Here is a 21,592-nt window from a genome sequence, read left to right as displayed (position 1 = left end):
TTGGCCCGCGACGGCAGCATCGAGCCGCTCGGGGCATCCGGGCGATTCCGGCGGGATACGCAGGAGTCGCCCCGCCAGCATCAGCTCTCGACGTCCTCGAGACTGAAAATCTCCGTCTGGTCGTTGTACGAGAAGATCTCGCCGTAACGCCCCCAGTCGATCACCGCGTCGAGCGTTTCCTCGGCGGCACCGTCCGACAGGAAATCCTCCAGCTCCTGCTCGAAGCGCACGCGCGGCGCGCGATGGCCGGGGCGCTCGTTCAGCACCTTCTTGATCCGCGCAGCGAGCGGCACGTGCTTCAGCAGGTGATCCGCGAACATCAACTTGCGCTCCTGCGTGCCGAATTCCGCGAACACGCGCCCCGGCGGCGTCAGGAACACGTCCCCTTCCCGCACGTCCGCGAAGCCGAGGTATTGCAGCACTTCGGCGATCGGGAACAGGTCGTCGACCTCGAGGTGCAGCGTACGCGCGATTTCCGGCATGTCGGCGCGACCGTGGTACGGCGCCATCGCGAGCGTCTCGATCAGGCCGGCCATCAGGTTGGTCGACACCTGCGGCAGCCAGCTGCCGAGCTCGAGCCCCTTCTTCGTCGCTTCGCCGGTCTGCCGCGCGGTCATCTTCGCGTAGATGTCGTCGACGAGCTTGCGGAACGCCGGGTCCAGACGATTGCGCGGATGCTTGAACGGCACCTTGATCTCGGCGATCACGCGGCCCGGGTTCGACGACAGCACCAGAATCCGGTCGCACATGAACACCGCTTCCTCGATGTTGTGCGTGACGATCAGCACCGACTTGATCGGCATGCGGCCTTGCGTCCACAGGTCGAGCAGGTCGGTACGCAGCGTCTCGGCGGTCAGCACGTCGAGCGCGGAGAACGGCTCGTCCATCAGCAGGATCGTCGGATCGACGACGAGCGCGCGCGCAAAACCCACACGCTGGCGCATGCCGCCCGACAGCTCGCGCGGGTACGCGTTCTCGAAACCGTCGAGACCGATCAGGTCGATCGCGGCGAGCGCACGCTCGCGCCGCTCGCGCGCGCCGACGCCGAGCGCCTCCAGCCCGGCTTCCACGTTCTGCAGCACGGTGAGCCACGGGAACAGCGCGAAGGTCTGGAACACCATTGCGACGCCTTCGGCCGGGCCGCGCAGCGGCTTGCCGAGGTAGGTCACCTCGCCGCCGGTCGGCTCGATCAGCCCGGCGATGATGCGCAGCAGCGTCGACTTGCCCGAGCCGGAACGGCCGAGCAGGCCGACGATCTCGCCTTCGCGCAGCGACAGGTTTGCATCGTCGAGCACGAGCAGCTCGCCCTGCGTCTTGTTGAAGCCGCGACAGACGTGATCGACGCGCAGGATTTCCTCACCGAGGCGCGGCGGCTGGTTCGTCTGGACGGGGGCGTTTACAGCATTCGGATTGTGCATCGCGTTTCGCTCTCAATCGGTCTCAGTCGAGCCGCAGCTTCGCCTCGGCGAAGGCATACAGCGGACGCCACAGCAGGCGGTTGAACAGGGTAACGAACAGGGACATCACGGCGATGCCCAGGATGATCTTCGGAAAATCGCCGGCGGCGGTGGTCTGCGCGATATAGGCACCGAGGCCGTGCGCCTCGATCCTGGTATTGCCCCACTGCACGGCTTCCGACACGATGCTCGCGTTCCACGCGCCGCCCGATGCGGTGATCGCGCCGGTCACGTAGTACGGGAAGATGCCGGGCAGGATCGCCTGGCGCCACCACTGCCAGCCGCGGATCCGGAAGTTGGTCGCCGCTTCGCGATAGTCGTTCGGGTAGGACGTTGCGCCGGCGATCACGTTGAACAGGATATACCACTGCGTGCCGAGCACGATCAGCGGCGACAGCCAGATATCGGCGTTCAGGTGGAAACGCGCGATCACGATCACGAACACCGGGAACAGCAGGTTCGCCGGGAACGCGGCAAGGAACTGCGCGAGCGGCTGCAGCTTCTCGGCGAGCCGCGGGCGCAGCCCGATCCACACGCCGATCGGCACCCAGATGACCGACGCGATCGCGATCAGCACGACCACGCGCAGCAGCGTGATGAGCCCGAGCACGACCACATGGCCGACCTCGGCCATCGTCACGCCGGTCGCGACGAAGCTGACGACGCGCCACACGATATAGGCCGTACCGAGCAGCACGAGCGCGGCCCATGCGATGTCGACCGTGCGCGACGCCTTCTTCTCGACTTTCGGCAGCGTGAAGCGCATCGCGCCCGACAGCGGCAGGCGCAGCGGAATCCGCGCGGCCTTCGCGAAGAACCAGCCGGCCGGCACGAGCAGCTGATGAATCAGGCGCGTGCGGCGGACGAGGTCGAGCAGCCAGGATTGCGGCGCGTCGCCCGACGCGGTGTTCTCCATCCGGAACTTGTCGGCCCACGCGATCAGCGGGCGGAACAGGAACTGGTCGTACGCGAGGATCACGACGGTCATCGTGAGGATCACCCAGCCGATCGCACCGAAGTTCTTGTCCGAGATCGCCTGCGCGAGGTACGCGCCGATGCCCGGCAGCGTGATGGTCTGGTTGCCGACGGTGATCGCCTCCGACGCGACGACGAAGAACCAGCCGCCCGACATCGACATCATCATGTTCCAGATCAGGCCGGGCATCGAGAACGGCACTTCGAGCTTCCAGAAGCGCTGCCAGGACGTCAGGTGGAAGCCTCGCGACACTTCGTCGAGGTCGCGCGGCACCGTGCGCAGCGACTGGTAGAAGCTGAACGTCATGTTCCACGCCTGGCTCGTGAAGATCGCGAAGATCGCCGCGAGTTCGGCGCCGAGCACGCGGCTCGGGAACAGCGCGAGGAAGAACGTGACGGTGAACGAGATGAAGCCGAGCACCGGCACCGACTGCAGGATGTCGAGGATCGGGATCAGCACCATGCCGGCACGGCGGCTCTTGGCCGCGAGCGTGCCGTAGACGAGCGTGAACGCGAGCGACGCGACCATCGCGGCGAGCATCCGCAGCGTGGTGCGCAACGCGTATTCGGGCAGGTTCGACGGGTCGAGCGAGATCTTCTGCGTCTGCAGGGTGCCGATCGGCGCCATCGTTTCGTGGAAACCGACGACCGCCATCGCGATCAGGCAGATGATCAGCGGAAACGCGATGAAATCCCACCGGTTCGGCAGAACGCGCCACGCGGACGCGTTGGCGGTCCGGTTCGGATTGAAGAATCCGACGTCCATCAGGCGCCCTCCCCGGTAAGGCCGAACGAAGCCGGCAGTCGATGTTGATTCATGGCAAAGCGCACGGGTGCGGTAATTCGATTGACTGACGATCGCGCGCGAGCGCGGTGCGCCGTGCGTGCACGCGCTGCCGCGCGCCGGACGTGCCGGCCCGCGACGGCACGACACTACACCAACCTGTATTTCAGGTACAACCGTCCGGGAACGGCGCAGGCGGCGCACGGATCGTGCCTGACGCGCGGGCGAATGACGGGTGCGCGGTACAAGCAGCCCGGCCGCACTCCTTCGGCCGGCACGCAGGCCCGAATTATGCCGTGATCCGGCCCGGCCGGGAACCCGCCCGCCGCACGCACGCGCAAACCATGTCGGGCGTCATCGGCCCGATACGACTAAGCGGGTATGATCGGGGCTGGCCCCTGGGGGTCGGTGGCGGCCGTACCGATGGCAACGCATGCGCGTTCCCGGTGTCCGCAGGCCCTGGGGATCGATCGACGAGCGGGAGGAAAGGGAATGGCAGGAAACTTGGTGATCGTCTGCCGCGATCAGGATGCCGACGCGTTCTACGAATTGATGCAGGAATACGGGTCGTTCCAGACGCGGCTGTCGTCGACGGCATGGTACCTGAACATGAACGTCGTGCCTGAATCGCTGCAGGAAGAAATCCTGGAGCGCCTCGGCCGGTATACGACCGTCTACATCTTCGAGGCCACCAGCGTGACCTACAACACCATCGACAGCAACGCGGCCGAGACGCTCGGCACGCTGTTCGGCGAATGATGCCATGCGGCGCCAGCCCGGCCGGGCCGGCGCCGCAGCCGCTCATGCGGCCTGTGCGTGGGGTTCGTCCTTCGGCACGGCCTCGAACGGGAACGTCATCGAGACACGCAGGCCGCCTTCGGGGCGGTTGCCGATGTCGCACGCCCCGCCCAGCCTGAGTACGAGCCGCTCGACGATCGCGAGCCCGAGCCCGCTGTGGCCGTTCCCGCCGCGTGCGGGATCGAGCCGCACGAACGGCCGTGTCGCCGCCGCGAGATCGCGCGGAGCGATCCCGCCGCCGCTGTCGCTGACCGACAGCACATAACCGGCCGGCGTGCGTGCCGTCTCGACGAGCACGGGCGGCGCACCGTACGCATGCGCGTTGTCCAGCAGGTTCGACAGGATCCGGTCGAGCGTCGCCGTCGGCAGGCGGAAGCCCGGATCGGCGTCGAGCCGGGTCTGGACCGTCGGCGCGTTCGGCGCGACCGCGCGATAGCTGCGTGCGATCCGCTCGCACGCCTGATCGACCGGCACCGGCTCGCTGCGATCGGACCCGCCGTGGGCAAACACCAGAAACTGGTCGACGATGTGCGACATCGAATCGACGTCGCGCACGACGCCGTCGCGCAGCCGGACGTCGTCCATCATTTCCGCCCGCAGCCGCATCCGCGCAAGCGGCGTGCGCAGGTCGTGCGCCACGCCCGCCAGCATCACCGCACGGTCGCTTTCGGCCTGCGACACCTGTTCCACCATCTGGTTGAAACCATGCGTGAGCTGGCGCAGCTCGCGCGGGCCGCGCTCGCGCAACGGCGGCACCGGCTGGCCGCGGCCGAAGCGCGCAACCGCGCGCGCAAGCGAACGCAGCGGCTGCTGCAGCTGCCAGGCCGCGAACAGCGCGGCAATCACGCCGGCCGAGAAAATCGTGCCGAGCCACAGCAGCATCCGGTCGAGCGAGCGCGGCGGCCGCAGCGGCTGCACCGGCACCACGATCCAGTTGCGGTCGGTCGGCTCCTTCACCCACAGCACCGGCGGATGGCCGGGTGCGCCAACCTCGACGCGCGTGCCGGGCGGCATCCGCTCGCTCACGTCGTCGCGGAACCGCCGGAGCGCCGCCGGCAGGTTCGACGGATCGCCGTTCGGCACGTCGGCGCTGTCCGGCGCCACGAGCCGCACACGCGACGGCAACGGCTGGTCGGGCGTGCGCTCGACGTGCTGGCGTACCGCGTCGACCAGGAACGCGGCCTCTTCGACCGCGTAGCGCGTCTGCATCTGGCTGCGCTCGAGCCGCATCGCGAAAAACCACGCGAAGTGCGACAGGAGCAGGACACCAACGACGAGCAGCGCCAGCCGCCCGAACAGTGAATCAATGGGTTTGCGCATGGGCCTCGCCGTCGGGCACGAACACGTAGCCGCGCCCGCGCACCGTCTGGATGAAGCGCGGCGTCGACGGATCCGTTTCGAGAATGCGGCGCAGGCGCCACACCTGGACGTCGATGCCGCGGTCGGTGCCGTCGTACTCGGGCCCGTGCAGCAGCTCGAGCAGCCGCTCGCGCGTGAGCGTGCGCAGCGCATGGTTCACGAAGATCTTCAGCAGCGCGAATTCGCTGCTCGACAGCGTGGCCGGCTTGCCGTCGACCGACAGCGTACGCGCCTGGAAGTCGAGCACGAAACGGCCGAATCCGAACGGCTCGCGCTGCTCGGGCGCCGCCGCCGACGGCGTCGCGCGGCGGCGGCGCAGCACGGCCTGCACGCGCGCGAGCAGCTCGCGCGGGTTGAACGGCTTGCCGAGGTAATCGTCCGCGCCGAGCTCGAGCCCGACGATGCGGTCGACGTCGTCCGCCCGCGCGGTCAGCATGATCACGGGGATGTCGTCGCCGGCCGCGCGCAACTGGCGCAGCGCGGTCAGGCCGTCGACGCCCGGCATCATCAGGTCCAGCACGATCAGGTCGGGCCGCTCGCGCTCGAGGCGTTTCTCGAGCGTCGCCGCGTCGTGCAGCACGGACACTTCCATCCCCTGGCGCACGAGATAGTCGCGCAGCAGGTCTCGGAGTTCTTGGTCGTCGTCGACGATGAGGATCTGGGTAGTCATGGCTCGAAGTTTACCGCGCGAGGGCGGAGTCGAAGAACGAAACAAAGGGACGAAAGGGTTACTGCGGGTTACCGCGCAAGGGAACTGTAATGCGCGGTAACCGGGCCGCCGCCCCACGTAACACCGGCCGGAGCCTGCATCGCTAACCTGCGTCTTACCGGATGCGGTACCCGACTTTCCCGGCACCGCATCGCCGGACCCTTTGGATACAAGGAGTTTCTGAAATGTATAAGAAGACTTCCCGCGTGGCCATCGCGGCCGCCACCGTGCTCGCTCTCGCATTCGGCACCGCGCACGCCGCGCAACCCGGCGACATGCCGCCTCCGGGCGGCCCCGGCGCCCACCAGATGCACGGCGGGCACGACGGCGGCCCGTTCGGCGTGATCATGAAACTGCACGACCAGCTTAAGCTCAACGCATCGCAGGAACAGCAGTGGCAGGCCGCCGTCAACACGATGAAGCAGAACCATGACGCGATGCGCAAGAGCCACGAGCAGATGCGCGAACAGTTCAAGGCGCAGCAGAACCAGCCGATCCTCGACCTGAGCGCGATGCACGCCGCGCGCCAGCAGGCCGAGCAGCAGAACGCGCAACTGCGCGAGCAGACGTCCGCCGCGTGGCTCGCGTTCTACAACGGCCTGAACGACCAGCAGAAGACCACGGTCAGCACGGCGCTCAAGCAGCAGTTCGCGAAGATGGAACAGCGCCACGAGAAGATGAAGGAGCGCTGGCAGCAGCATCGCGCGGCCAAGGCCGCGTCGGCACCGGCGCAGTAAGCCGGCGGGGCCGCTCCGCGGAGCGGCATCCTCGAAGGGGACGCGGGCACCGCCCTGCGTCCCCTTTTGCGTTTCAGGCGACGTCGAACAGCAGCACCTCGGCCGCCCGGCCGCGTGCGAACGCCACCGCGTCCACGCCGCCGATCCGCGCGCCGTCACCCGCGGCCAGCGCGCGGCCGTTCACCGCGACGTCGCCGCGCACCACGTGCACATAGGCACGGCGCCCGGCCGGCAGGTCGAACGCCGCCGCCTCGTCGCCGTCGATCAGTCCCGCAAAGATGCGTGCGTCCGCATCCAACGGCAGCGCGCCGCCGCCACCGTCCGGCGCCGCGACGAGCCGCAGCCGCCCGCGCTTGTCGTCGTCGGCAAAGCGCGTCTGCGCGTAGCCGGGCCGGCCGGCCGCCCCGGCCGGCGCGAGCCAGATCCGCAGCAGGCGCAACGGCTGGTCGCACGACGCGTTGGCTTCGCTGAGCATGACGCCGGTGCCGGCACTCATGCGCTGCACGCCGCCCGCACGCACGATTGCCCCGTTGCCGAGGCTGTCGCGGTGCGCGAGCGCGCCGTCGAGCACGTAGGTGACGATTTCCGCATCCCGGTACGGCCGCATCCCGTAGCCGCGGGTCGGCGCGATGCACTCCTCGTTCAGTTCGCGCAACGCGCCGAAGACCGGCGGCCCGCCCCGGCCGGACGCGCAAGGAAAGCTGTGAAGGAATTCGTGCCAGCCATGGCTGCGCTGGTCGCGATCGGCGGCGCGGCGGATCTGGAACATGGGGCGGACACTCCGTGAGAGGCGTTGTTCTGGTATGCCGACACTGTATGAGTGTGCCAATCGCGCCACAATCCACCGCTCGCGCACTGCATCGTTGCATCCGCGGATGCAATTGACCCAATGCCCGCTGAGAATACGACGATTATCGCAACAGCCGGATCAATGCCTCGAGGAATCGATCGGTCGACCCGGATTGCCGGTTTCCGGGTATCGCGTTCGGGTAAAATACCGCCCTTTTGGCGTTCGCCGTTCCGGCGGCCGCCATCGCCAGAACGCCGATCGGCGAATTTTGGCCGTCTAGAATACGCCGCGGCGCCCGGTTCGACCGGCCGCGAGCGCCCCCGGAAAGTCAGCAACAGAAGGATCGAAATGAAGAAGGCCGCCCTGTGCGCCGCCCTCGCCCTCGTGGCGGGCAGCGCCTTCGCGAAGGAGTGGAAGACCGTGCGGATCGGCGTCGACGCCAGCTACCCGCCGTTCGAGTCGACCGCGCCGAGCGGCGAGATCGTCGGGTTCGACGTCGATCTCACCAAGGAAATCTGCAAGCGGATCAACGTGAAATGCGTGTGGGTGGCGCAGGATCTCGACGGGATCATCCCGGCGCTGAAGGCGAAGAAGTACGACGTCATCGTGTCGTCGCTGACCGTCACGGACAAGCGCCGCGAACAGATCGACTTCTCCGACAAGGTATACGACGCGCCGGCGCGGATGATCGCGAAGGCCGGTTCGCCGCTGCTGCCGACGATCGCATCGCTGAAGGGCAAGCGCGTGGGCGTCGAGCAGGGCTCGACGCAGGAAACCTACGCGAAGGCGTACTGGGAGCCGCAGGGCGTGACGATCATTCCTTACCAGAACCAGGACCAGGTCTATGCCGATCTCGGCTCGGGCCGCCTCGACGCGACGCTGCAGGACGAGCTGCAAGCCGACTACGGCTTCCTGCGCACGCCACGCGGCAAGGGTTTCGCGTTCGCCGGGCCGGAAGTGAAGGATCCGAAGACGATCGGCGACGGCACCGCGATCGGCCTGCGCAAGGAAGATACGGACCTGAAGCTCAAGATCAACAAGGCACTGGCCGACATGCACAAGGACGGCACGTACGACCGGCTGTCGCACAAGTATTTCGCGTTCAGCGTCTATTCGGCTTCGGCCCGCTGAGCGTCGAAAAGAAGAGGCAACGGATGCGGGGGCGGCCCCGTGTCCGGGCAGTACAGGCAGTCGACCACGCGCCGCCCGCCCCCTCGCCCGCCGCTCGCGCGACGGGCTGGCCCGGCACCGATGCCGGGGCGGACGGTCATGATACGCACGAGGCGTTCCGCGCAGCTTGGCGGGCGCGTCTTTCGCGGCGCACCGCGTGCGCCCTACGGGACCACACTAGGGACCACCCCAGGGACCACATATGTTTCTACAAGGTTACGGCCCGCTGATCCTCGCTGGCACCTGGCAAACCGTCAAACTGGCGGTGCTTTCGCTCGCGCTGTCGTTTCTGCTGGGGCTGCTCGGCGCGGGCGCGAAGCTGTCGCGCAACCGCTTCACGAACGGCGTCGGCACCGTCTACACCACGCTGATCCGCGGCGTGCCCGACCTCGTGCTGATGCTGCTGCTGTTCTACAGCCTGCAGATCTGGCTGAACATGGCGACCGACGCGCTCGGCTGGGACCAGATCGACATCGACCCGTTCCTCGCCGGCGTGCTCGTGCTCGGCTTCATCTACGGCGCGTACTTCACCGAGACCTTCCGCGGGGCGTTCCTGTCGGTGCCGCGCGGCCAGCTCGAGGCCGGCAGCGCGTACGGGATGACCAACTGGCAGGTGTTCACGCGGATCATGTTCCCGCAGATGATGCGCTTCGCGCTGCCGGGCATCGGCAACAACTGGCAGGTGCTCGTGAAGTCGACCGCGCTCGTGTCGATCATCGGCCTGGCCGATGTCGTGAAGGCGTCGCAGGACGCCGGCAAGGGCACGCTGCGGTTCTTCTTCTTCACGCTGATCGCGGGTGCCGTCTACCTCGCGATCACGACGATCTCGAACTTCGTGCTGATGTGGCTCGAAAAGCGCTACTCGACCGGCGTCCGCAAGGCTGACCTATGATCGACCTCATCCAAGAATACTGGCGCAACTACCTCTACACCGACGGCTACCGCATCACCGGCGTCGCGATCACGCTGTGGCTGCTGGTCGTGTCGATCGGCCTCGGCTTCTGCCTGTCGGTGCCGCTCGCGGTCGCGCGCGTGTCGAAGAAGAAGTGGCTGTCGGGCGCCGTGTGGCTCTACACGTACGTGTTCCGCGGCACGCCGCTCTACGTGCAGCTGCTGCTCTGCTACACGGGCCTCTACAGCCTGCAGGCCGTGCGCGGCACGCCGATGCTCGACGCGTTCTTCCGCGACGGGATGCACTGCACGCTGCTCGCGTTCACGCTGAACACCTGCGCGTACACCACCGAGATCTTCGCGGGTGCAATCAAGGCGACGTCGTACGGCGAGATCGAAGCCGCGCGTGCCTACGGGATGTCCACGTTCACGATGTATCGCCGCGTGATCCTGCCGTCGGCACTGCGTCGCGCGCTGCCGCTGTACAGCAACGAAGTGATCCTGATGCTGCACGCGACCACCGTCGCCTTCACCGCGACCGTGCCGGACATCCTGAAGATCGCCCGCGACGTGAACTCGGCGACCTACATGTCGTTCCATGCGTTCGGCATCGCCGCCCTGCTCTACCTCGCGATCTCGTTCACGCTCGTGTGGCTGTTCCGCCAGGCCGAGCGTCGCTGGCTCGCATATCTGCGCCCGCAAGGCAAGTAAGTTTTCGCAGGACTATTGATGAATTCCCAGACTCAGAAGCTTTTCGTCGACGATCTGCACAAGCGGTACGGCGACAACGAGGTGCTCAAGGGCGTGTCGCTGAAGGCGAACTCGGGCGACGTGATCAGCGTGATCGGCTCGTCCGGCTCCGGCAAGAGCACGATGCTCCGCTGCATCAACTTCCTCGAGCAGCCGAATGCGGGCCGCATCTTCGTCGACGGCGAGGAAGTGCGCACCGCGCTCGACAAGTCGGGCGCGCTGCGCGCGGCCGATACGAAGCAGCTGCAGCGCGTGCGCACCAAGCTGTCGATGGTGTTCCAGCACTTCAATCTCTGGTCGCACATGAACGTGATCGAGAACGTGATGGAAGCGCCCGTGAACGTGCTCGGCATCCCGAAGAAGGAAGCCGAGGAGCGTGCGCGCACGTATCTCGAGAAAGTCGGCCTCGCGCCGCGCGTCGAGAAGCAGTATCCGTCGCACCTGTCGGGCGGCCAGCAGCAGCGTGTCGCGATTGCGCGCGCGCTGGCGATGCATCCGGACGTGATGCTGTTCGACGAACCGACGTCGGCGCTCGACCCGGAACTGGTGGGTGAAGTGCTGAAGGTGATGCAGAAGCTCGCCGAGGAAGGCCGCACGATGATCGTCGTCACGCACGAGATGGGCTTCGCGCGCAACGTGTCGAACCACGTGATGTTCCTGCACCAGGGCCGCGTCGAGGAAGAAGGCGTGCCGTCCGAGGTGTTTGCCAACCCGAAGAGCGAACGCCTGCGCGGGTTCCTGTCCGGCAGCCTCAAGTAACGCGCACGAAACGCACGACGTTCGAACGGGCGCCTCGCGGCGCCCGTTTTGCGTTTACGTGGCGTCTATGTGGCGTTCATGCGGCGCTCACCGGCGCGCTGTCGGCGAACGCGCGCAGCTCGTCGCCCGCGAGCCGGTAACGCACCCATTCGCTCTGCGGCGCCGCGCCGACGCTCTCGTAGAAGCGGATCGCCGGCTCGTTCCAGTCGAGAACGCTCCACTCGAAACGCCCGCAACCCGACTCGACCGCGATCCGCGCGAGCGCCTTCAGCAGCCGCAGCCCGGCGCCCGCGCCGCGAAAACGCGGCGACACGTACAGATCTTCGAGATACAGCCCCTGCCGGGCGAGCCACGTCGAATACGAGAAGAAATATACGGCGAAGCCTGCCGGCTCGCCGTCGACCTCGCAGATCAGCGCGCGCGCCGGCGATCCGTCGCCGAACAGGCTGCGCTCGAGCGACGCGGGCGTCGCGATCACTTCATGCTCGGCCTTCTCGTAGACGGCCAGTTCGGTAATGAAACGCAGGATCTGCGGCACGTCGGCGACGGTGGCGGAACGAATGTCGATTTGCACGGGATGAGCCCTCCTCCGGCCCGGACTTGAAACGGGAAGCGGCGCCGCGCAGCCGCGCTGGCGCCAATCAGATCGTCATGCTACGTTCACGCAGCGCCTGCAGGAAGTGCAGGTTTTTCATCCTGACATGAACATGATGCATCCCGATCTGCGCCGTCTCGACCTGAACCTGCTGCTCGTGTTCGACGCGCTGTACCGCCACCGGTCCGTCGCCGCGGCCGCGCACGAGCTTGCATTGAGCCCGTCCGCGCTGAGCCACGCGCTCGCGCGGCTGCGCGACGCGATCGGCGACGCGCTGTTCGTGCGCCTCGGCAACGAGATGCAGCCGACCGTACGCGCCGACGACATCGCCACCTGGGCCGGCGACGCGCTCGACGCGATGTCGAAGGGGCTTGCCCGCGCGCGCCGCTTCGATCCCGCGCAAAGCGACCGCACGTTCGTGTTCGCGGCGACCGACTACACGGCCTTCGCCGTGCTGCCGGCGTTTCTCGCGCGCATCCAGCATGTCGCGCCGCGGTTGCGGATCCGCGTCGTGCATTCCGACCGGAAGATTTCCGTCGACGAACTCGCGGCCGGCCGCATCGATTTCGCGCTCGGCTACCACGAGGAATCGGCGGCCGACGCGCCGGGCATCGAGGACTTCGACTGGTTCTCCGACGACTACGTCGTCATCGCGAGCGCCGCGCATCCGGACATCCGCCGGCGGCTCACGCTCGACCAGTACCTGGCGGCACGCCACGTGGTCGTCACGCCGTGGAACGAGTCGCGCGGCGTCGTCGACCACGTGCTCGACCGGCTCGGCCTCGCGCGGCAAGTCGCCGTGCAGTTGCCGACCGTGCTGGCCGCACCGTTCGTGATTGCGGAATCCGCGCTGCTGATGACCGTGCCGAACCGCGCCGCGCAGGCGCTCCGGCACGCGGCGCCGATCCGCATCTTTCCGGCGCCGTTCGAGATCCCGCGCTACACCGTGAAGGTCTACTCGCACGCGAAGCACGCGCGCACCGATGCGCATCGCTGGATTCGCACGCAGTTGCTCGAAGCGAGGCCGGAGCCTGCCTGACCGGAGCGCGCCGGCGCACCGCGTCGCGCGTCGCCGTGCCAGCGCGACGGGCACGGGCCGGCGACGTCCGGTGGCCGCCCATTCATTACGAAATACTTACTAATTTCTCCTGTCTGGCGCATACGCCCGCGCCCCCTGCAACGTCAATAGTGGCAATCCTTGATCCCTGTTTGCGAAAGCCGTGTCTCCCTTGTGGGACAAGGGTTTTCCGTTAATTGCAAACCCTCGGCGCACCTGTTGCCCACCGTGTTGCATGGCAATTTGGCGACAGGTGTTAGTCAAACAACGATTTCCATCGCCACAAAATTGTATTTTTGCTAAATTAGTAACCAAAGTAGCAAAACGAAGTTCGTGAAATGTAGTTTAGCTTCACGACACTACAAGGAGACCCCGCAGGCCGACCCGGCTGCGCGGGACCGCTCAACGGTTTTCCGTCCGCTTGCCCGCGTGCTGCGCTTACCGGCCCTGCACGAGGTCTCCCTGGTTATCCCGCTTTTGCCCGGCGCTCGCGCTCCGGGCATCTCGTGCAGTCTGGGTTGACTTTTTGACAGGGTATGGAGGAGATGATGAAGAAAGCTTTGGTCGCGGCCGCGCTGATGGCTGCTGGGGTGGTGACGGCGCACGCGCAGAGCAGCGTCACGCTGTATGGTCGCCTGGATGCCGGCCTCGAGTACCTGAACGGCCTGCAAAACGGCCATCAGGTGCGCGCGGAAAGCGGCGACTGGGGCACCAGCCTGTGGGGCTTGAAGGGCACCGAAGACATCGGCGGCGGCAACAAGATCCTGTTCCACCTCGAAGGCGCGTTCAACACGATGACGGGCGGCTTCAGCGGCTCGATCTGGGATCGTTTCGCGACCGTCGGTATCTCGAACGACCGTTACGGTACGCTGCTGCTGGGTCGTGAACTCGCGATCGCCAACGGCGTGTGGGACTTCGACCCGTTCGGCCAGTCGGCCTGGTCGACTGCCTCGCTGGTGCGCGGCCGCAACTGGAACAAGACCAGCAACAACGTGTCGTACCAGTCGCCGCAGTTCTACGGCCTCGACTTCTACGGCCAGTTCTCGTTCTCGAACTCGACCAGCTTCAACGGCAACACGACGGCCGGCCAACCGGGCCGTGCAGCCGGCGCACAGGTCACCTATACGAATTCGCTGTTCCAGTTGCGCGGCATCTACGACGAAACGCGCGACAGCAACGGCCGCTTCTCGGACGTGTTCAACTACTCGCGTGAATACTTCGCGGGCGTGAACGTGTTCCTCGGCCAGTTCAAGGTTCAGGCCGCTTACCAGGCCTCGCGCGCGGACGGCAGCGGCGGCCCGGCGGTGAACGCCGGCGTGACGGGCACCCAGCAGGTCTGGGGCGGCGTGACGTGGCAGGCAACGCCGGCAGCGGCGCTGATCGCGGCCGTGTATCACGTGAACGCGAACCACGGCGGCGGCAACGCGAACATCTACACCGTCGGCGGCTCGTACAACATCTCGAAGCGCACGCTGTTCGACCTGCAGGTCGCGACGGTGCGCAACAGCAAGAACGCCAACTTCGGCCTGAACGCGAACGGCGCCGGTACGGCCGTGTCGACGGGCAACCCGAATCCGGGCGGCAGCCAGACCGGCGTCTACGCCGGCATCCAGCACCTGTTCTGATCAGGCGCCGTCAAAGAACGATTCGGCAACACTTTCCACGCTGCTGCGAGAGGCGCGTATCGGTGCGGTACCCAAACGGGTATCGCACCGTTTTTTATTGGCGGGGCCTGAAACGGCCCGCTGACGAATACGGCGCTCAGACGGCCGCTTCGTTCTCTTCGCCGGTGCGGATGCGGATCACGCGCTCGACATCCGACACGAAGATCTTGCCGTCGCCGATCTTGCCGGTGCGCGCCGCGCCGATCACCGCGTCGATCACCTGGTCGACCTGCGCTTCCGCGACGACGACCTCGATCTTCATCTTCGGCAGGAAGTCGACGACGTATTCCGCGCCGCGATACAGCTCGGTATGCCCCTTCTGGCGGCCGAAGCCCTTCACTTCCGTCACGGTCAGGCCCGTGAGACCCACTTCGGCGAGCGCTTCGCGGACTTCGTCCAGCTTGAACGGCTTGATGATGGCAGTGATGCGTTTCATGGTGGTTGTCCCTCAATGCTCGTTTGGATGAAAAATCGCGACCCCGATTGTAAGCCTGCGAGCCGCATGCGGCCCAGCACGGCTCAGTCGAGGCGTTCGGTAAAACGTGACGTGATCGGGTAGCGCCAGTCGCGCCCGAATGCGCGATGCGTGACGCGAATGCCGATCGGCGCCTGGCGGCGCTTGTATTCGTTGATCTTGATGAGCCGCGTCACGCGTTCGACGTCCGCCTGCGCATAACCGGCCGCGACGATCTCGGCGAGCGGCCGATCTTCTTCCATGTACATCCGCATGATCGCGTCGAGTACGTCGTAAGGCGGCAGGCTGTCCTGGTCGGTCTGGTTCTCGCGCAGCTCGGCCGACGGCGCACGCGTGAGGATCCGCTCGGGGATCACGTCGCGCAGTGCATAGTCGGCCGTTTCGTTGCGGTAACGGCAGAGCCGGTACACGAGCGTCTTCGCGATGTCCTTGATCACCGCGAAGCCGCCGGCCATGTCGCCGTACAGCGTGCAGTAGCCGACCGCCATCTCGCTCTTGTTGCCGGTCGTCAGCACGATCGAGCCGAACTTGTTCGACAGCGCCATCAGCAGCGTGCCGCGGATGCGCGCCTGGATGTTCTCTTCCGTCGCGTCTTCCGCGCGGCCCGCGAACTCGCCCGCGAGCGCCGCGCGGAATGCATCGAACATCGGCGCGATCGCGATCTCGTCGTAGCGCACGCCGACGCGCCGCGCCATCTCCGCCGCGTCGGTGGTCGAGATGTCGGCCGTGAAGCGCGACGGCATCATCACCGCGCGCACGCGCCCGGGCCCGAGCGCATCGCATGCGACCGCGACCACCAGCGCCGAATCGACACCGCCCGACAGCCCGATCAGCACGCCCGGAAAGCCGTTCTTGCCGATGTAGTCGCGCACGCCGGTCACGAGCGCACGGTACACCTGCGCGTCGGTCGACAGCTCGGGCGCGATCGCGCCGGGCAGCGGCCGCGCGCCGTCGAATTCGACGATCGCGTGCCCTTCGTCGAACTGCGGCATCCTCGCGACGAGCGCGCCCTGCGCGTCGAGCACGAACGAGCCGCCGTCGAATACGAGTTCGTCCTGGCCGCCGACGAGGTTCACGTACACCATCGGCAGCCCGGTTTCGCGAATCCGCGCGCGCAGGATGTCGACGCGCACCGCTTCCTTGTTCATGTGGTACGGCGAGCCGTTCGGGATCAGCAGCACCTGCGCGCCGGCCGCCTTGGCGATCTGCGCGGCCGATGCATGCCACGCATCCTCGCAGATGATCACGCCGTACTTCACGCCGTTCAGCTCGAACACGAGCGGCTCGGTGTCGGTCGCGAAGTAGCGCTTCTCGTCGAACACCTCGGTGTTGGGGAGGTCCTGCTTGCGGTAGGTGCCGACGATCTCGCCGCCGACGATCAGCGATACCGCGTTGTAGGTATCGGTGGGCGGCACGCCGCGCTCGATCGGGCGGTTTGCATTACCATCGACGGCTGGCGCATGCGGATCGCCGCCCGGCGCGCCCGCGCCGCGCAACGGATGGCCGACCAGCACCGCGAGCCCGTCGAACGCCTTCAAGGCGCCGGCGAGCGCGTCGAGCGCGGCCGCTGCCGCCGCGTAGAACGCCGGCCGCAGCAGCAGGTCTTCCGGCGGATAGCCGGACAGCGCAAGTTCGGGTGCGATCATCAGCTGCGCACCATCGTTGTGCGCAGCGCGCGCGGCCGCGACGATCCGCGCGACGTTGCCGGCGAAATCGCCAACGGTGACGTTGATCTGGGCGAGAGCGAGTCGGGTCTTCATGGCGGGATCGGCGCAGCCCGGCGGCGCGCCCTGAACGGCTGACGAAATCGTCCCGGTGCGGGCCCGCGCAGGCCCTCGCATCCGGCGACACAGAATGGTACGGATTCACGCTTGAAACACGAACGCATCGATTATCGCACGGGCATCCTGTCGTCCCCCGCGGAGGTGCCGGCCGACGAATGGAACGCGCTGCTCGCCCGCGACGCGCAGCCGACGCCCTTCCTGCGCCACGAATTCCTCGACGCGCTGCACGTCGCGCGCTGCGCGGTCGACGACACCGGCTGGTCGCCGCATTTCGTCACGCTGACCGACGAGCGCACCGGGCGCCTCGCGGCCGCCGCGCCCGTCTACGCGAAGCAGCATTCGTACGGCGAATACGTGTTCGACTGGGCCTGGGCCGACGCGTACCAGCGCAACGACCTGCCCTACTACCCGAAGCTGCTGTGCGCGGTGCCGTTCACGCCCGTGCAGGGCACGCGCCTGCTCGCGGCCGACGACGATGCGCGCCGCCGGCTCGCGGCCACGCTGCTCGCATTCGCCGAGCAGAGCGACGTGTCGTCGCTGCACGTGCTGTTCCCGACCGGCGACGAAGCGGCGCTCCTCGAATCGATGGGCATGATGCTGCGCGAAGGTGTGCAGTTCCACTGGATCAACGACGGCTACCGCCACTTCGACGATTTCCTCGGCACGCTTGAGCAGAAGAAGCGCAAGAACATCCGCGCGGAGCGGCGCAAGGTGCACGAGGCGGGCGTGACGTTCCGGCGGCTGACCGGCGACCGGATCACCGACGCCGACTGGCGCTTCTTCTCGCGCTGCTATCGGCAAACGTACCGCGAGCACTATTCGAGCCCGTACCTGAACCTCGACTTCTTCCGTACGATCGGCGCGACGATGCCCGAGAACCTGCTGCTCGTGATCGCGGAAGCCGACGGGAAACCGATCGCGAGCGCGCTCGCCGTGTACCGGCGCGGCGAGCACGGCGGCGGCACGCTGTACGGCCGCTACTGGGGCGCGGTCGAGCACGTGCCGTGCCTGCATTTCGAAACGGCCTACTACCAGTTGCTCGAGTTCTGCATCGAGACCGGGCTCGACACGTTCGAAGGCGGCGCGCAGGGCGAACACAAGCTCGCGCGCGGCTTCCTGCCGACCGTCACGCACTCCGCGCACTGGCTCGCGCACCCGGCATTCTCGGACGCCGTCGCGCGCTTTCTCGAACGCGAGACCGAGCACATCCACGCGTACGTCGACGAATTGCGCGAACACGATCCGTTCCGGCGCGGTGGCGGGTAACGGCTGCGCGCCGGAAGCCGCCGGAACGTGGCAGTACGTGCCGGCACGCGACGAGACCACGACCGGCCTCGCCGCGTGCCGCGTGGCCGCCCGGCTCAGTGCGCGGCGAGCGTCACCGTCGTCGACTGCGCCTGCGGGTCACGCGACGAAGCCGCCGCCGACAGCCCGTAGCTGCCCTCGGCGATCCGCCACGCATGCGCATTCGCATCCCACACCGCGAAGCGCTGCGCCGGCACCGCAACGCTGACGGTACGCGCCTCGCCCGGCTGCAGCGCGACCTTGGTCCAGCCGACGAGGCGCTTCGGTGGTTCGCCGAGCGACGCGGGCAGTGCCGCGTAGATCTGCACCGTCTGCGCACCGGCCCGCGCGCCGGTGTTCGTCACCGTCACGCCGACCGTCACGTTGCCTGCCGCATCGGCCCGCGCGGACAGCGCCGACAACGCATACGTCGTGTACGACAGCCCGTAGCCGAACGGGAACAGCGGCTCGATCGCCTTCGCATCGAACCAGCGATAGCCGTACGCGAGCCCTTCCGCGTAGACGGTCTGCGTGCGCGACGGATCGATCGCCGGCTGCGGCAGGTCGGCCTCCTGCTTCGGGAACGTCAGCGGCAGCCGGCCCGACGGGTTCGCATCGCCGAACAGCAGATCGGCGATCGCCTGGCCGCCCTGCGCGCCGGGATACCACGCTTCGAGCACGCCATGCACGTTCGCGAGCCACGGCATCAGCACGGGGCTGCCGTTCTCGAGCACGACGATCACGCGCTTCGCCTTCGCCGCGACCGCCGCAATCAGCGCGTTCTGGTCGTATTGCTGGTTGTACGGATCGGCCTTCGCATCGGGCAGCGACAGGCTCGCGAGGTCGAGCCCTTCCGTCTGCCACTGCGTTGCGAACACGATCGCGACATCGGCCTGCGCGGCCGCGCTCGCCGCGGCATTCGCGTCGGTTCCGTCGAGGTAGCTGACCGCCGCGTTCGGCGCCTTCGAGCGAATCGCCGCGAGCGGCGCGGACTTGTACCACGTCGCACAGCCGCCGAACAGCGTGTCGGCGGGTTGCTGGCAGGTCGTCACCGCATTGCCGTCGATCGCCGGCACCGCGCCCGAGCCGCCGCCCGACAGCACGCCCGCGTCCGCATGGCCGCCGATCACGACGACCGACTTCAGCGCGCCGGCCGCCAGCGGCAGCACGGGCTGCGCATCGCCGGGCGCGGCCGCGTTCTTCAGCAGCACCGCGGATTGCCGCGCGATCGCGAGCGCATCGGCGTTGCCGGCCGCTTCGTCGATCGCGCCGCCCGGCTTCGGCGGTGCATCCATCACGCCGATGCGGATCAGCGTGCGCAGCTTGCGCTGCACCATGTCGTTCAGCCGCGCGGCCGACACGCTGCCGGCCTGCAGCGCCGCCCGCAGCTTCGTGTTGAAGAACGAGCCGAGCGGCGCGTTGTTGTCGTCCGCCGCACCCGGCTCCTCTTCGTCGAGCCCCGCCTGCACGGCCGCGACCGTCGAATGCGTCGCGCCCCAGTCGGACTGCACGACGCCCTTGAAGCCCCATTCGTTCTTCAGCACCGTGGTCAGCAGATACGGGTTCTCGCACGCATACACGCCGTTCAGCTTGTTGTACGAGCACATCACGTTGCCCGGCTGGCCGTCCTTCACGCCGATCTCGAACGCGAGCAGTTCGGCCTCGCGCATGGTTCGCTCGTCGACGACCGAATCGATCGTCATCCGGTTGGTTTCCTGGTCGTTGAACGCGAAATGCTTGATCGTCGCGATCACCTTCTGCGCCTGCGTCGCCTGCGTGCGCGCGGCGCTCAGCGTGCCCGCGAGCACCGGATCCTCGCCCATGTATTCGAACGTGCGGCCGTTGCGCGGCTCACGCGCGAGGTTCACGCCGCCGCCGAGCCCTTCCGCGAACCCGAGCGCACGCAGTTCGAGCGCGATGCGCGTGCCGTAGGTGCCGGCGAGCGCCGGGTCCCACGTCGCCGCGAGCGCGACCGGCGCGGGCAGCGCGGTCACGCGCGCGTTCTTCACGTTCACGCCGCCCGCCGAATCGGCACTGCTGACGGCCGGAATGCCGAGCCGCGGCACGCCCGGGATGTAGCTCGCGCCATTGAGCGCGTCGGCCGGGAACGGGCCGCCCAGGTCGAGCGCCGGCAGGCCCGTGCCGTGCACGAGCTGCAGTTTCTCGTCGTTCGTCAGTTGCGCGACGAGCGCGGCCGCGCGCTGGTCGGCCGCGGCATCGGGGTCGGCCGGCGCGGCCGGGCCCGCGTGGATGTCGTCGCCGCCGCACGACGCGAGCAGCACCGTGAGCGCGCACGCGGACGCAATCGTCGAACACCGGAACAGCGAAGTTTTCATTGATCCTCCTGAATCGATCTGTTGTACTTGTCGCCACACTCCAGCGTCCGAGTCTAAAAATCGACCGGTCACCACGCTTGACCGGCAGGAGCATGCGTTGACCTCTCGCAGCGGGGACAAACCCGAACGGCATGACGAAGGGGGACAGACATGGAGTTGCAACAGAAGTCGGTATCCGTGCGGATCTACCGCTGGCTGTGCGAAGACGCGCGCGCGAACGGCATCGATCTCGCGCCGCTGTATGACACGCTCGGCATCGGCCCGGCCGAACTCGCCGACGACACGCGCCGCATCGCGGGCGACCGGCACGTCGCCGCGATGCGGCTCACGAACGAATGGCCGCTGTCGTGGCATCGGCCGCCGCCGCAGGTCATGCCGTGGCTCGTGCCGTTTCCGGAGCTCGCGGGCATCACGTGCAACGCGGCGACGCTGCGCGACGCGCTGCACGACTACCTGCGCTATCGCGAGCTGATCGGCAACGTCGACTGGGTGTTCGCGCACGAGAACGGCGACGCGATCGCGCTCGAATACGTGAACGAAGGCGACGGCCGGCACGCGGGCAGCGCGTTCGCGAACCTCGCGATCCTCACCGCGCTCGCCCGCCTGTACGATCCGCACGTGCGCGTCGACGAAGCCGCCTTCGCCGGCCGCGCGTTCGCACCCACCGCCGCGCTGCGCGACATGCTCGGCGCACCGCTGTCGTTCGACGCCGCGCACAACCGCATCGTGCTGCGTTCAGCGCACTTCGACACGCCGTTCGAACGCTACAACGCGCCGCTCGCCGGCATCCAGCGTCATGCGGCCGACGCCGCGCGCGAGCGTGTACGCGTGCGCTCGACGTTCGGCTCGTCGGTCGAGCAATGCGTGCGCGACTGGCTGCGTACCGCCGACGAAGCCGATGTACCGACCGACACACTGATGCAGCACGTGTGCACGCGCTTCGCGATGTCGCGCTGGACGCTGCGCCGGCGGCTGCATCGCGAGGCGGTCGGCTTTCATGCGCTCGTCGCGCAGGCCCGGCTCGGCGAGGCGCGCGACCTGCTGCTGAATACGCAATTGCCGATCGGCGAGATCGGCGTGCGCGTCGGCTTCCGTTCGACGAGCGCGTTCACGCGCTTCTTCACGCGCGAACTCGGCGCGGCACCGAGCCGTTTTCGCGACGGGCACGGCGATCGATGGCGTTGACGCGCGCCTTTTCTGAGACACTGGCGGCTTCGC

The 21,592-nt window shown here is 67.5% G+C and carries 19 protein-coding genes; 10 read left to right on the top strand and 9 right to left on the bottom strand.

Annotated elements, in window-relative coordinates; genetic code table 11:
- Positions 1-80: 80 nt before the first annotated feature.
- Together VK92_RS25110 and VK92_RS25105 are read right to left on the bottom strand one after the other, a co-directional pair.
- Positions 81-1,418 carry an ABC transporter ATP-binding protein gene (locus VK92_RS25110; RefSeq protein ID WP_021158501.1) on the bottom strand — a complete coding sequence of 446 codons (1,338 nt, stop codon included), beginning with the start codon at positions 1,416-1,418 and terminating at the stop codon, positions 81-83.
- Between the two features lie 22 nt (positions 1,419-1,440).
- Positions 1,441-3,198 (bottom strand): ABC transporter permease, encoded by a 1,758-nt coding sequence (locus VK92_RS25105; RefSeq protein WP_021158500.1) that lies wholly within the window; start codon positions 3,196-3,198, stop codon positions 1,441-1,443.
- A 510-nt stretch (positions 3,199-3,708) separates the two neighbouring features.
- Here VK92_RS25105 and VK92_RS25100 point away from each other — a divergent pair.
- Positions 3,709-3,975 (top strand): double-stranded DNA-specific endonuclease, encoded by a 267-nt coding sequence (locus tag VK92_RS25100; RefSeq protein ID WP_027786765.1) that lies wholly within the window; start codon positions 3,709-3,711, stop codon positions 3,973-3,975.
- A 42-nt stretch (positions 3,976-4,017) separates the two neighbouring features.
- On the opposite strand, the gene VK92_RS25095 is transcribed toward VK92_RS25100, so the two are convergent.
- Together VK92_RS25095 and VK92_RS25090 are read right to left on the bottom strand one after the other, a co-directional pair.
- On the bottom strand, positions 4,018-5,334 hold the full coding sequence (locus tag VK92_RS25095) for an ATP-binding protein (protein WP_048025378.1): 1,317 nt from the start codon (positions 5,332-5,334) through the stop codon (positions 4,018-4,020).
- A complete protein-coding gene (locus VK92_RS25090; protein ID WP_021158495.1) occupies positions 5,318-6,043 on the bottom strand; it encodes a response regulator in 726 nt (241 codons plus the stop codon). The genes VK92_RS25095 and VK92_RS25090 overlap by 17 nt, the downstream gene beginning before the upstream one ends.
- 224 nt (positions 6,044-6,267) lie before the next feature.
- On the opposite strand from VK92_RS25090, the gene VK92_RS25085 reads away from it, so the two are divergent.
- Positions 6,268-6,819, top strand: a complete 552-nt coding sequence (locus tag VK92_RS25085) for a periplasmic heavy metal sensor (RefSeq protein WP_027786763.1) — start codon at positions 6,268-6,270, stop codon at positions 6,817-6,819.
- Positions 6,820-6,892: 73 nt separating this feature from the next.
- Here the strand turns inward: VK92_RS25085 and VK92_RS25080 are convergent, their stop codons facing one another.
- Entirely contained in the window at positions 6,893-7,588 is a 696-nt protein-coding gene (locus VK92_RS25080; RefSeq protein ID WP_048025377.1) for a pirin family protein, read from the bottom strand.
- A 369-nt stretch (positions 7,589-7,957) separates the two neighbouring features.
- On the opposite strand from VK92_RS25080, the gene VK92_RS25075 reads away from it, so the two are divergent.
- The 4 genes from VK92_RS25075 to VK92_RS25060 all read left to right on the top strand — a co-directional run bounded on the left by VK92_RS25075 (position 7,958) and on the right by VK92_RS25060 (position 11,179).
- A complete protein-coding gene (locus VK92_RS25075) occupies positions 7,958-8,740 on the top strand; it encodes an ABC transporter substrate-binding protein (protein ID WP_021158492.1) in 783 nt (260 codons plus the stop codon).
- A 241-nt stretch (positions 8,741-8,981) separates the two neighbouring features.
- On the top strand, positions 8,982-9,671 hold the full coding sequence (locus tag VK92_RS25070) for an ABC transporter permease (RefSeq protein ID WP_021158491.1): 690 nt from the start codon (positions 8,982-8,984) through the stop codon (positions 9,669-9,671).
- A complete protein-coding gene (locus VK92_RS25065; protein ID WP_042974080.1) occupies positions 9,668-10,381 on the top strand; it encodes an ABC transporter permease in 714 nt (237 codons plus the stop codon). Before VK92_RS25070 ends, VK92_RS25065 begins: the two co-directional genes overlap by 4 nt.
- A gap of 18 nt (positions 10,382-10,399) precedes the next feature.
- Positions 10,400-11,179, top strand: coding sequence for an ABC transporter ATP-binding protein (locus tag VK92_RS25060; RefSeq protein ID WP_042974078.1), 780 nt, complete (start codon positions 10,400-10,402; stop codon positions 11,177-11,179).
- Between the two features lie 76 nt (positions 11,180-11,255).
- Here the strand turns inward: VK92_RS25060 and VK92_RS25055 are convergent, their stop codons facing one another.
- Positions 11,256-11,753, bottom strand: a complete 498-nt coding sequence (locus VK92_RS25055) for a GNAT family N-acetyltransferase (protein WP_048025376.1) — start codon at positions 11,751-11,753, stop codon at positions 11,256-11,258.
- Positions 11,754-11,886: 133 nt separating this feature from the next.
- On the opposite strand from VK92_RS25055, the gene VK92_RS25050 reads away from it, so the two are divergent.
- Positions 11,887-12,813, top strand: coding sequence for a LysR family transcriptional regulator (locus tag VK92_RS25050; RefSeq protein ID WP_042974110.1), 927 nt, complete (start codon positions 11,887-11,889; stop codon positions 12,811-12,813).
- A gap of 563 nt (positions 12,814-13,376) precedes the next feature.
- Positions 13,377-14,456, top strand: a complete 1,080-nt coding sequence (locus VK92_RS25045; RefSeq protein WP_021158488.1) for a porin — start codon at positions 13,377-13,379, stop codon at positions 14,454-14,456.
- Positions 14,457-14,592: 136 nt separating this feature from the next.
- On the opposite strand, the gene VK92_RS25040 is transcribed toward VK92_RS25045, so the two are convergent.
- Positions 14,593-14,931: a P-II family nitrogen regulator gene (locus VK92_RS25040; RefSeq protein WP_006398637.1), complete on the bottom strand. Its 339-nt coding sequence runs from the start codon at positions 14,929-14,931 to the stop codon at positions 14,593-14,595.
- A gap of 83 nt (positions 14,932-15,014) precedes the next feature.
- Positions 15,015-16,730: an NAD+ synthase gene (locus VK92_RS25035; protein WP_048025375.1), complete on the bottom strand. Its 1,716-nt coding sequence runs from the start codon at positions 16,728-16,730 to the stop codon at positions 15,015-15,017.
- A 111-nt stretch (positions 16,731-16,841) separates the two neighbouring features.
- Between VK92_RS25035 and VK92_RS25030 the strand changes: the two genes are divergently transcribed.
- Complete coding sequence (locus tag VK92_RS25030) at positions 16,842-18,020, top strand: GNAT family N-acetyltransferase (RefSeq protein WP_048025374.1); 1,179 nt, start codon at positions 16,842-16,844, stop codon at positions 18,018-18,020.
- 95 nt (positions 18,021-18,115) lie between these two features.
- Here VK92_RS25030 and VK92_RS25025 read toward each other — a convergent pair whose 3' ends face one another.
- Positions 18,116-20,374, bottom strand: a complete 2,259-nt coding sequence (locus VK92_RS25025; RefSeq protein WP_048025373.1) for a glycoside hydrolase family 3 C-terminal domain-containing protein — start codon at positions 20,372-20,374, stop codon at positions 18,116-18,118.
- 150 nt (positions 20,375-20,524) lie between these two features.
- Between VK92_RS25025 and VK92_RS25020 the strand changes: the two genes are divergently transcribed.
- Complete coding sequence (locus VK92_RS25020; RefSeq protein WP_048025372.1) at positions 20,525-21,559, top strand: helix-turn-helix transcriptional regulator; 1,035 nt, start codon at positions 20,525-20,527, stop codon at positions 21,557-21,559.
- The last annotated feature ends 33 nt before the right edge of the window (positions 21,560-21,592 follow it).

This window comes from Burkholderia sp. LK4, from assembly GCF_001043615.1.
GTDB classification, from domain to species: Bacteria; Pseudomonadota; Gammaproteobacteria; order Burkholderiales; family Burkholderiaceae; genus Burkholderia; species Burkholderia cepacia.
The sequence above is the reverse complement of the archived record's forward strand: the minus strand, read 5'-3'. Positions and strand labels throughout refer to the sequence as shown.

Bases quoted from the DNA above. Each gene is read 5' to 3' on its own strand.
- VK92_RS25110 (WP_021158501.1), bottom strand. From the start codon at position 1,418: ATGCACAATCCGAATGCTGTAAACGCCCCCGTCCAGACGAACCAGCCG.
- VK92_RS25105 (WP_021158500.1), bottom strand. From the start codon at position 3,198: ATGGACGTCGGATTCTTCAATCCGAACCGGACCGCCAACGCGTCCGCG.
- VK92_RS25100 (WP_027786765.1), top strand. From the start codon at position 3,709: ATGGCAGGAAACTTGGTGATCGTCTGCCGCGATCAGGATGCCGACGCG.
- VK92_RS25095 (WP_048025378.1), bottom strand. From the start codon at position 5,334: ATGCGCAAACCCATTGATTCACTGTTCGGGCGGCTGGCGCTGCTCGTC.
- VK92_RS25090 (WP_021158495.1), bottom strand. From the start codon at position 6,043: ATGACTACCCAGATCCTCATCGTCGACGACGACCAAGAACTCCGAGAC.
- VK92_RS25085 (WP_027786763.1), top strand. From the start codon at position 6,268: ATGTATAAGAAGACTTCCCGCGTGGCCATCGCGGCCGCCACCGTGCTC.
- VK92_RS25080 (WP_048025377.1), bottom strand. From the start codon at position 7,588: ATGTTCCAGATCCGCCGCGCCGCCGATCGCGACCAGCGCAGCCATGGC.
- VK92_RS25075 (WP_021158492.1), top strand. From the start codon at position 7,958: ATGAAGAAGGCCGCCCTGTGCGCCGCCCTCGCCCTCGTGGCGGGCAGC.
- VK92_RS25070 (WP_021158491.1), top strand. From the start codon at position 8,982: ATGTTTCTACAAGGTTACGGCCCGCTGATCCTCGCTGGCACCTGGCAA.
- VK92_RS25065 (WP_042974080.1), top strand. From the start codon at position 9,668: ATGATCGACCTCATCCAAGAATACTGGCGCAACTACCTCTACACCGAC.
- VK92_RS25060 (WP_042974078.1), top strand. From the start codon at position 10,400: ATGAATTCCCAGACTCAGAAGCTTTTCGTCGACGATCTGCACAAGCGG.
- VK92_RS25050 (WP_042974110.1), top strand. From the start codon at position 11,887: ATGATGCATCCCGATCTGCGCCGTCTCGACCTGAACCTGCTGCTCGTG.
- VK92_RS25045 (WP_021158488.1), top strand. From the start codon at position 13,377: ATGATGAAGAAAGCTTTGGTCGCGGCCGCGCTGATGGCTGCTGGGGTG.
- VK92_RS25040 (WP_006398637.1), bottom strand. From the start codon at position 14,931: ATGAAACGCATCACTGCCATCATCAAGCCGTTCAAGCTGGACGAAGTC.
- VK92_RS25035 (WP_048025375.1), bottom strand. From the start codon at position 16,730: ATGAAGACCCGACTCGCTCTCGCCCAGATCAACGTCACCGTTGGCGAT.
- VK92_RS25025 (WP_048025373.1), bottom strand. From the start codon at position 20,374: ATGAAAACTTCGCTGTTCCGGTGTTCGACGATTGCGTCCGCGTGCGCG.
- VK92_RS25020 (WP_048025372.1), top strand. From the start codon at position 20,525: ATGGAGTTGCAACAGAAGTCGGTATCCGTGCGGATCTACCGCTGGCTG.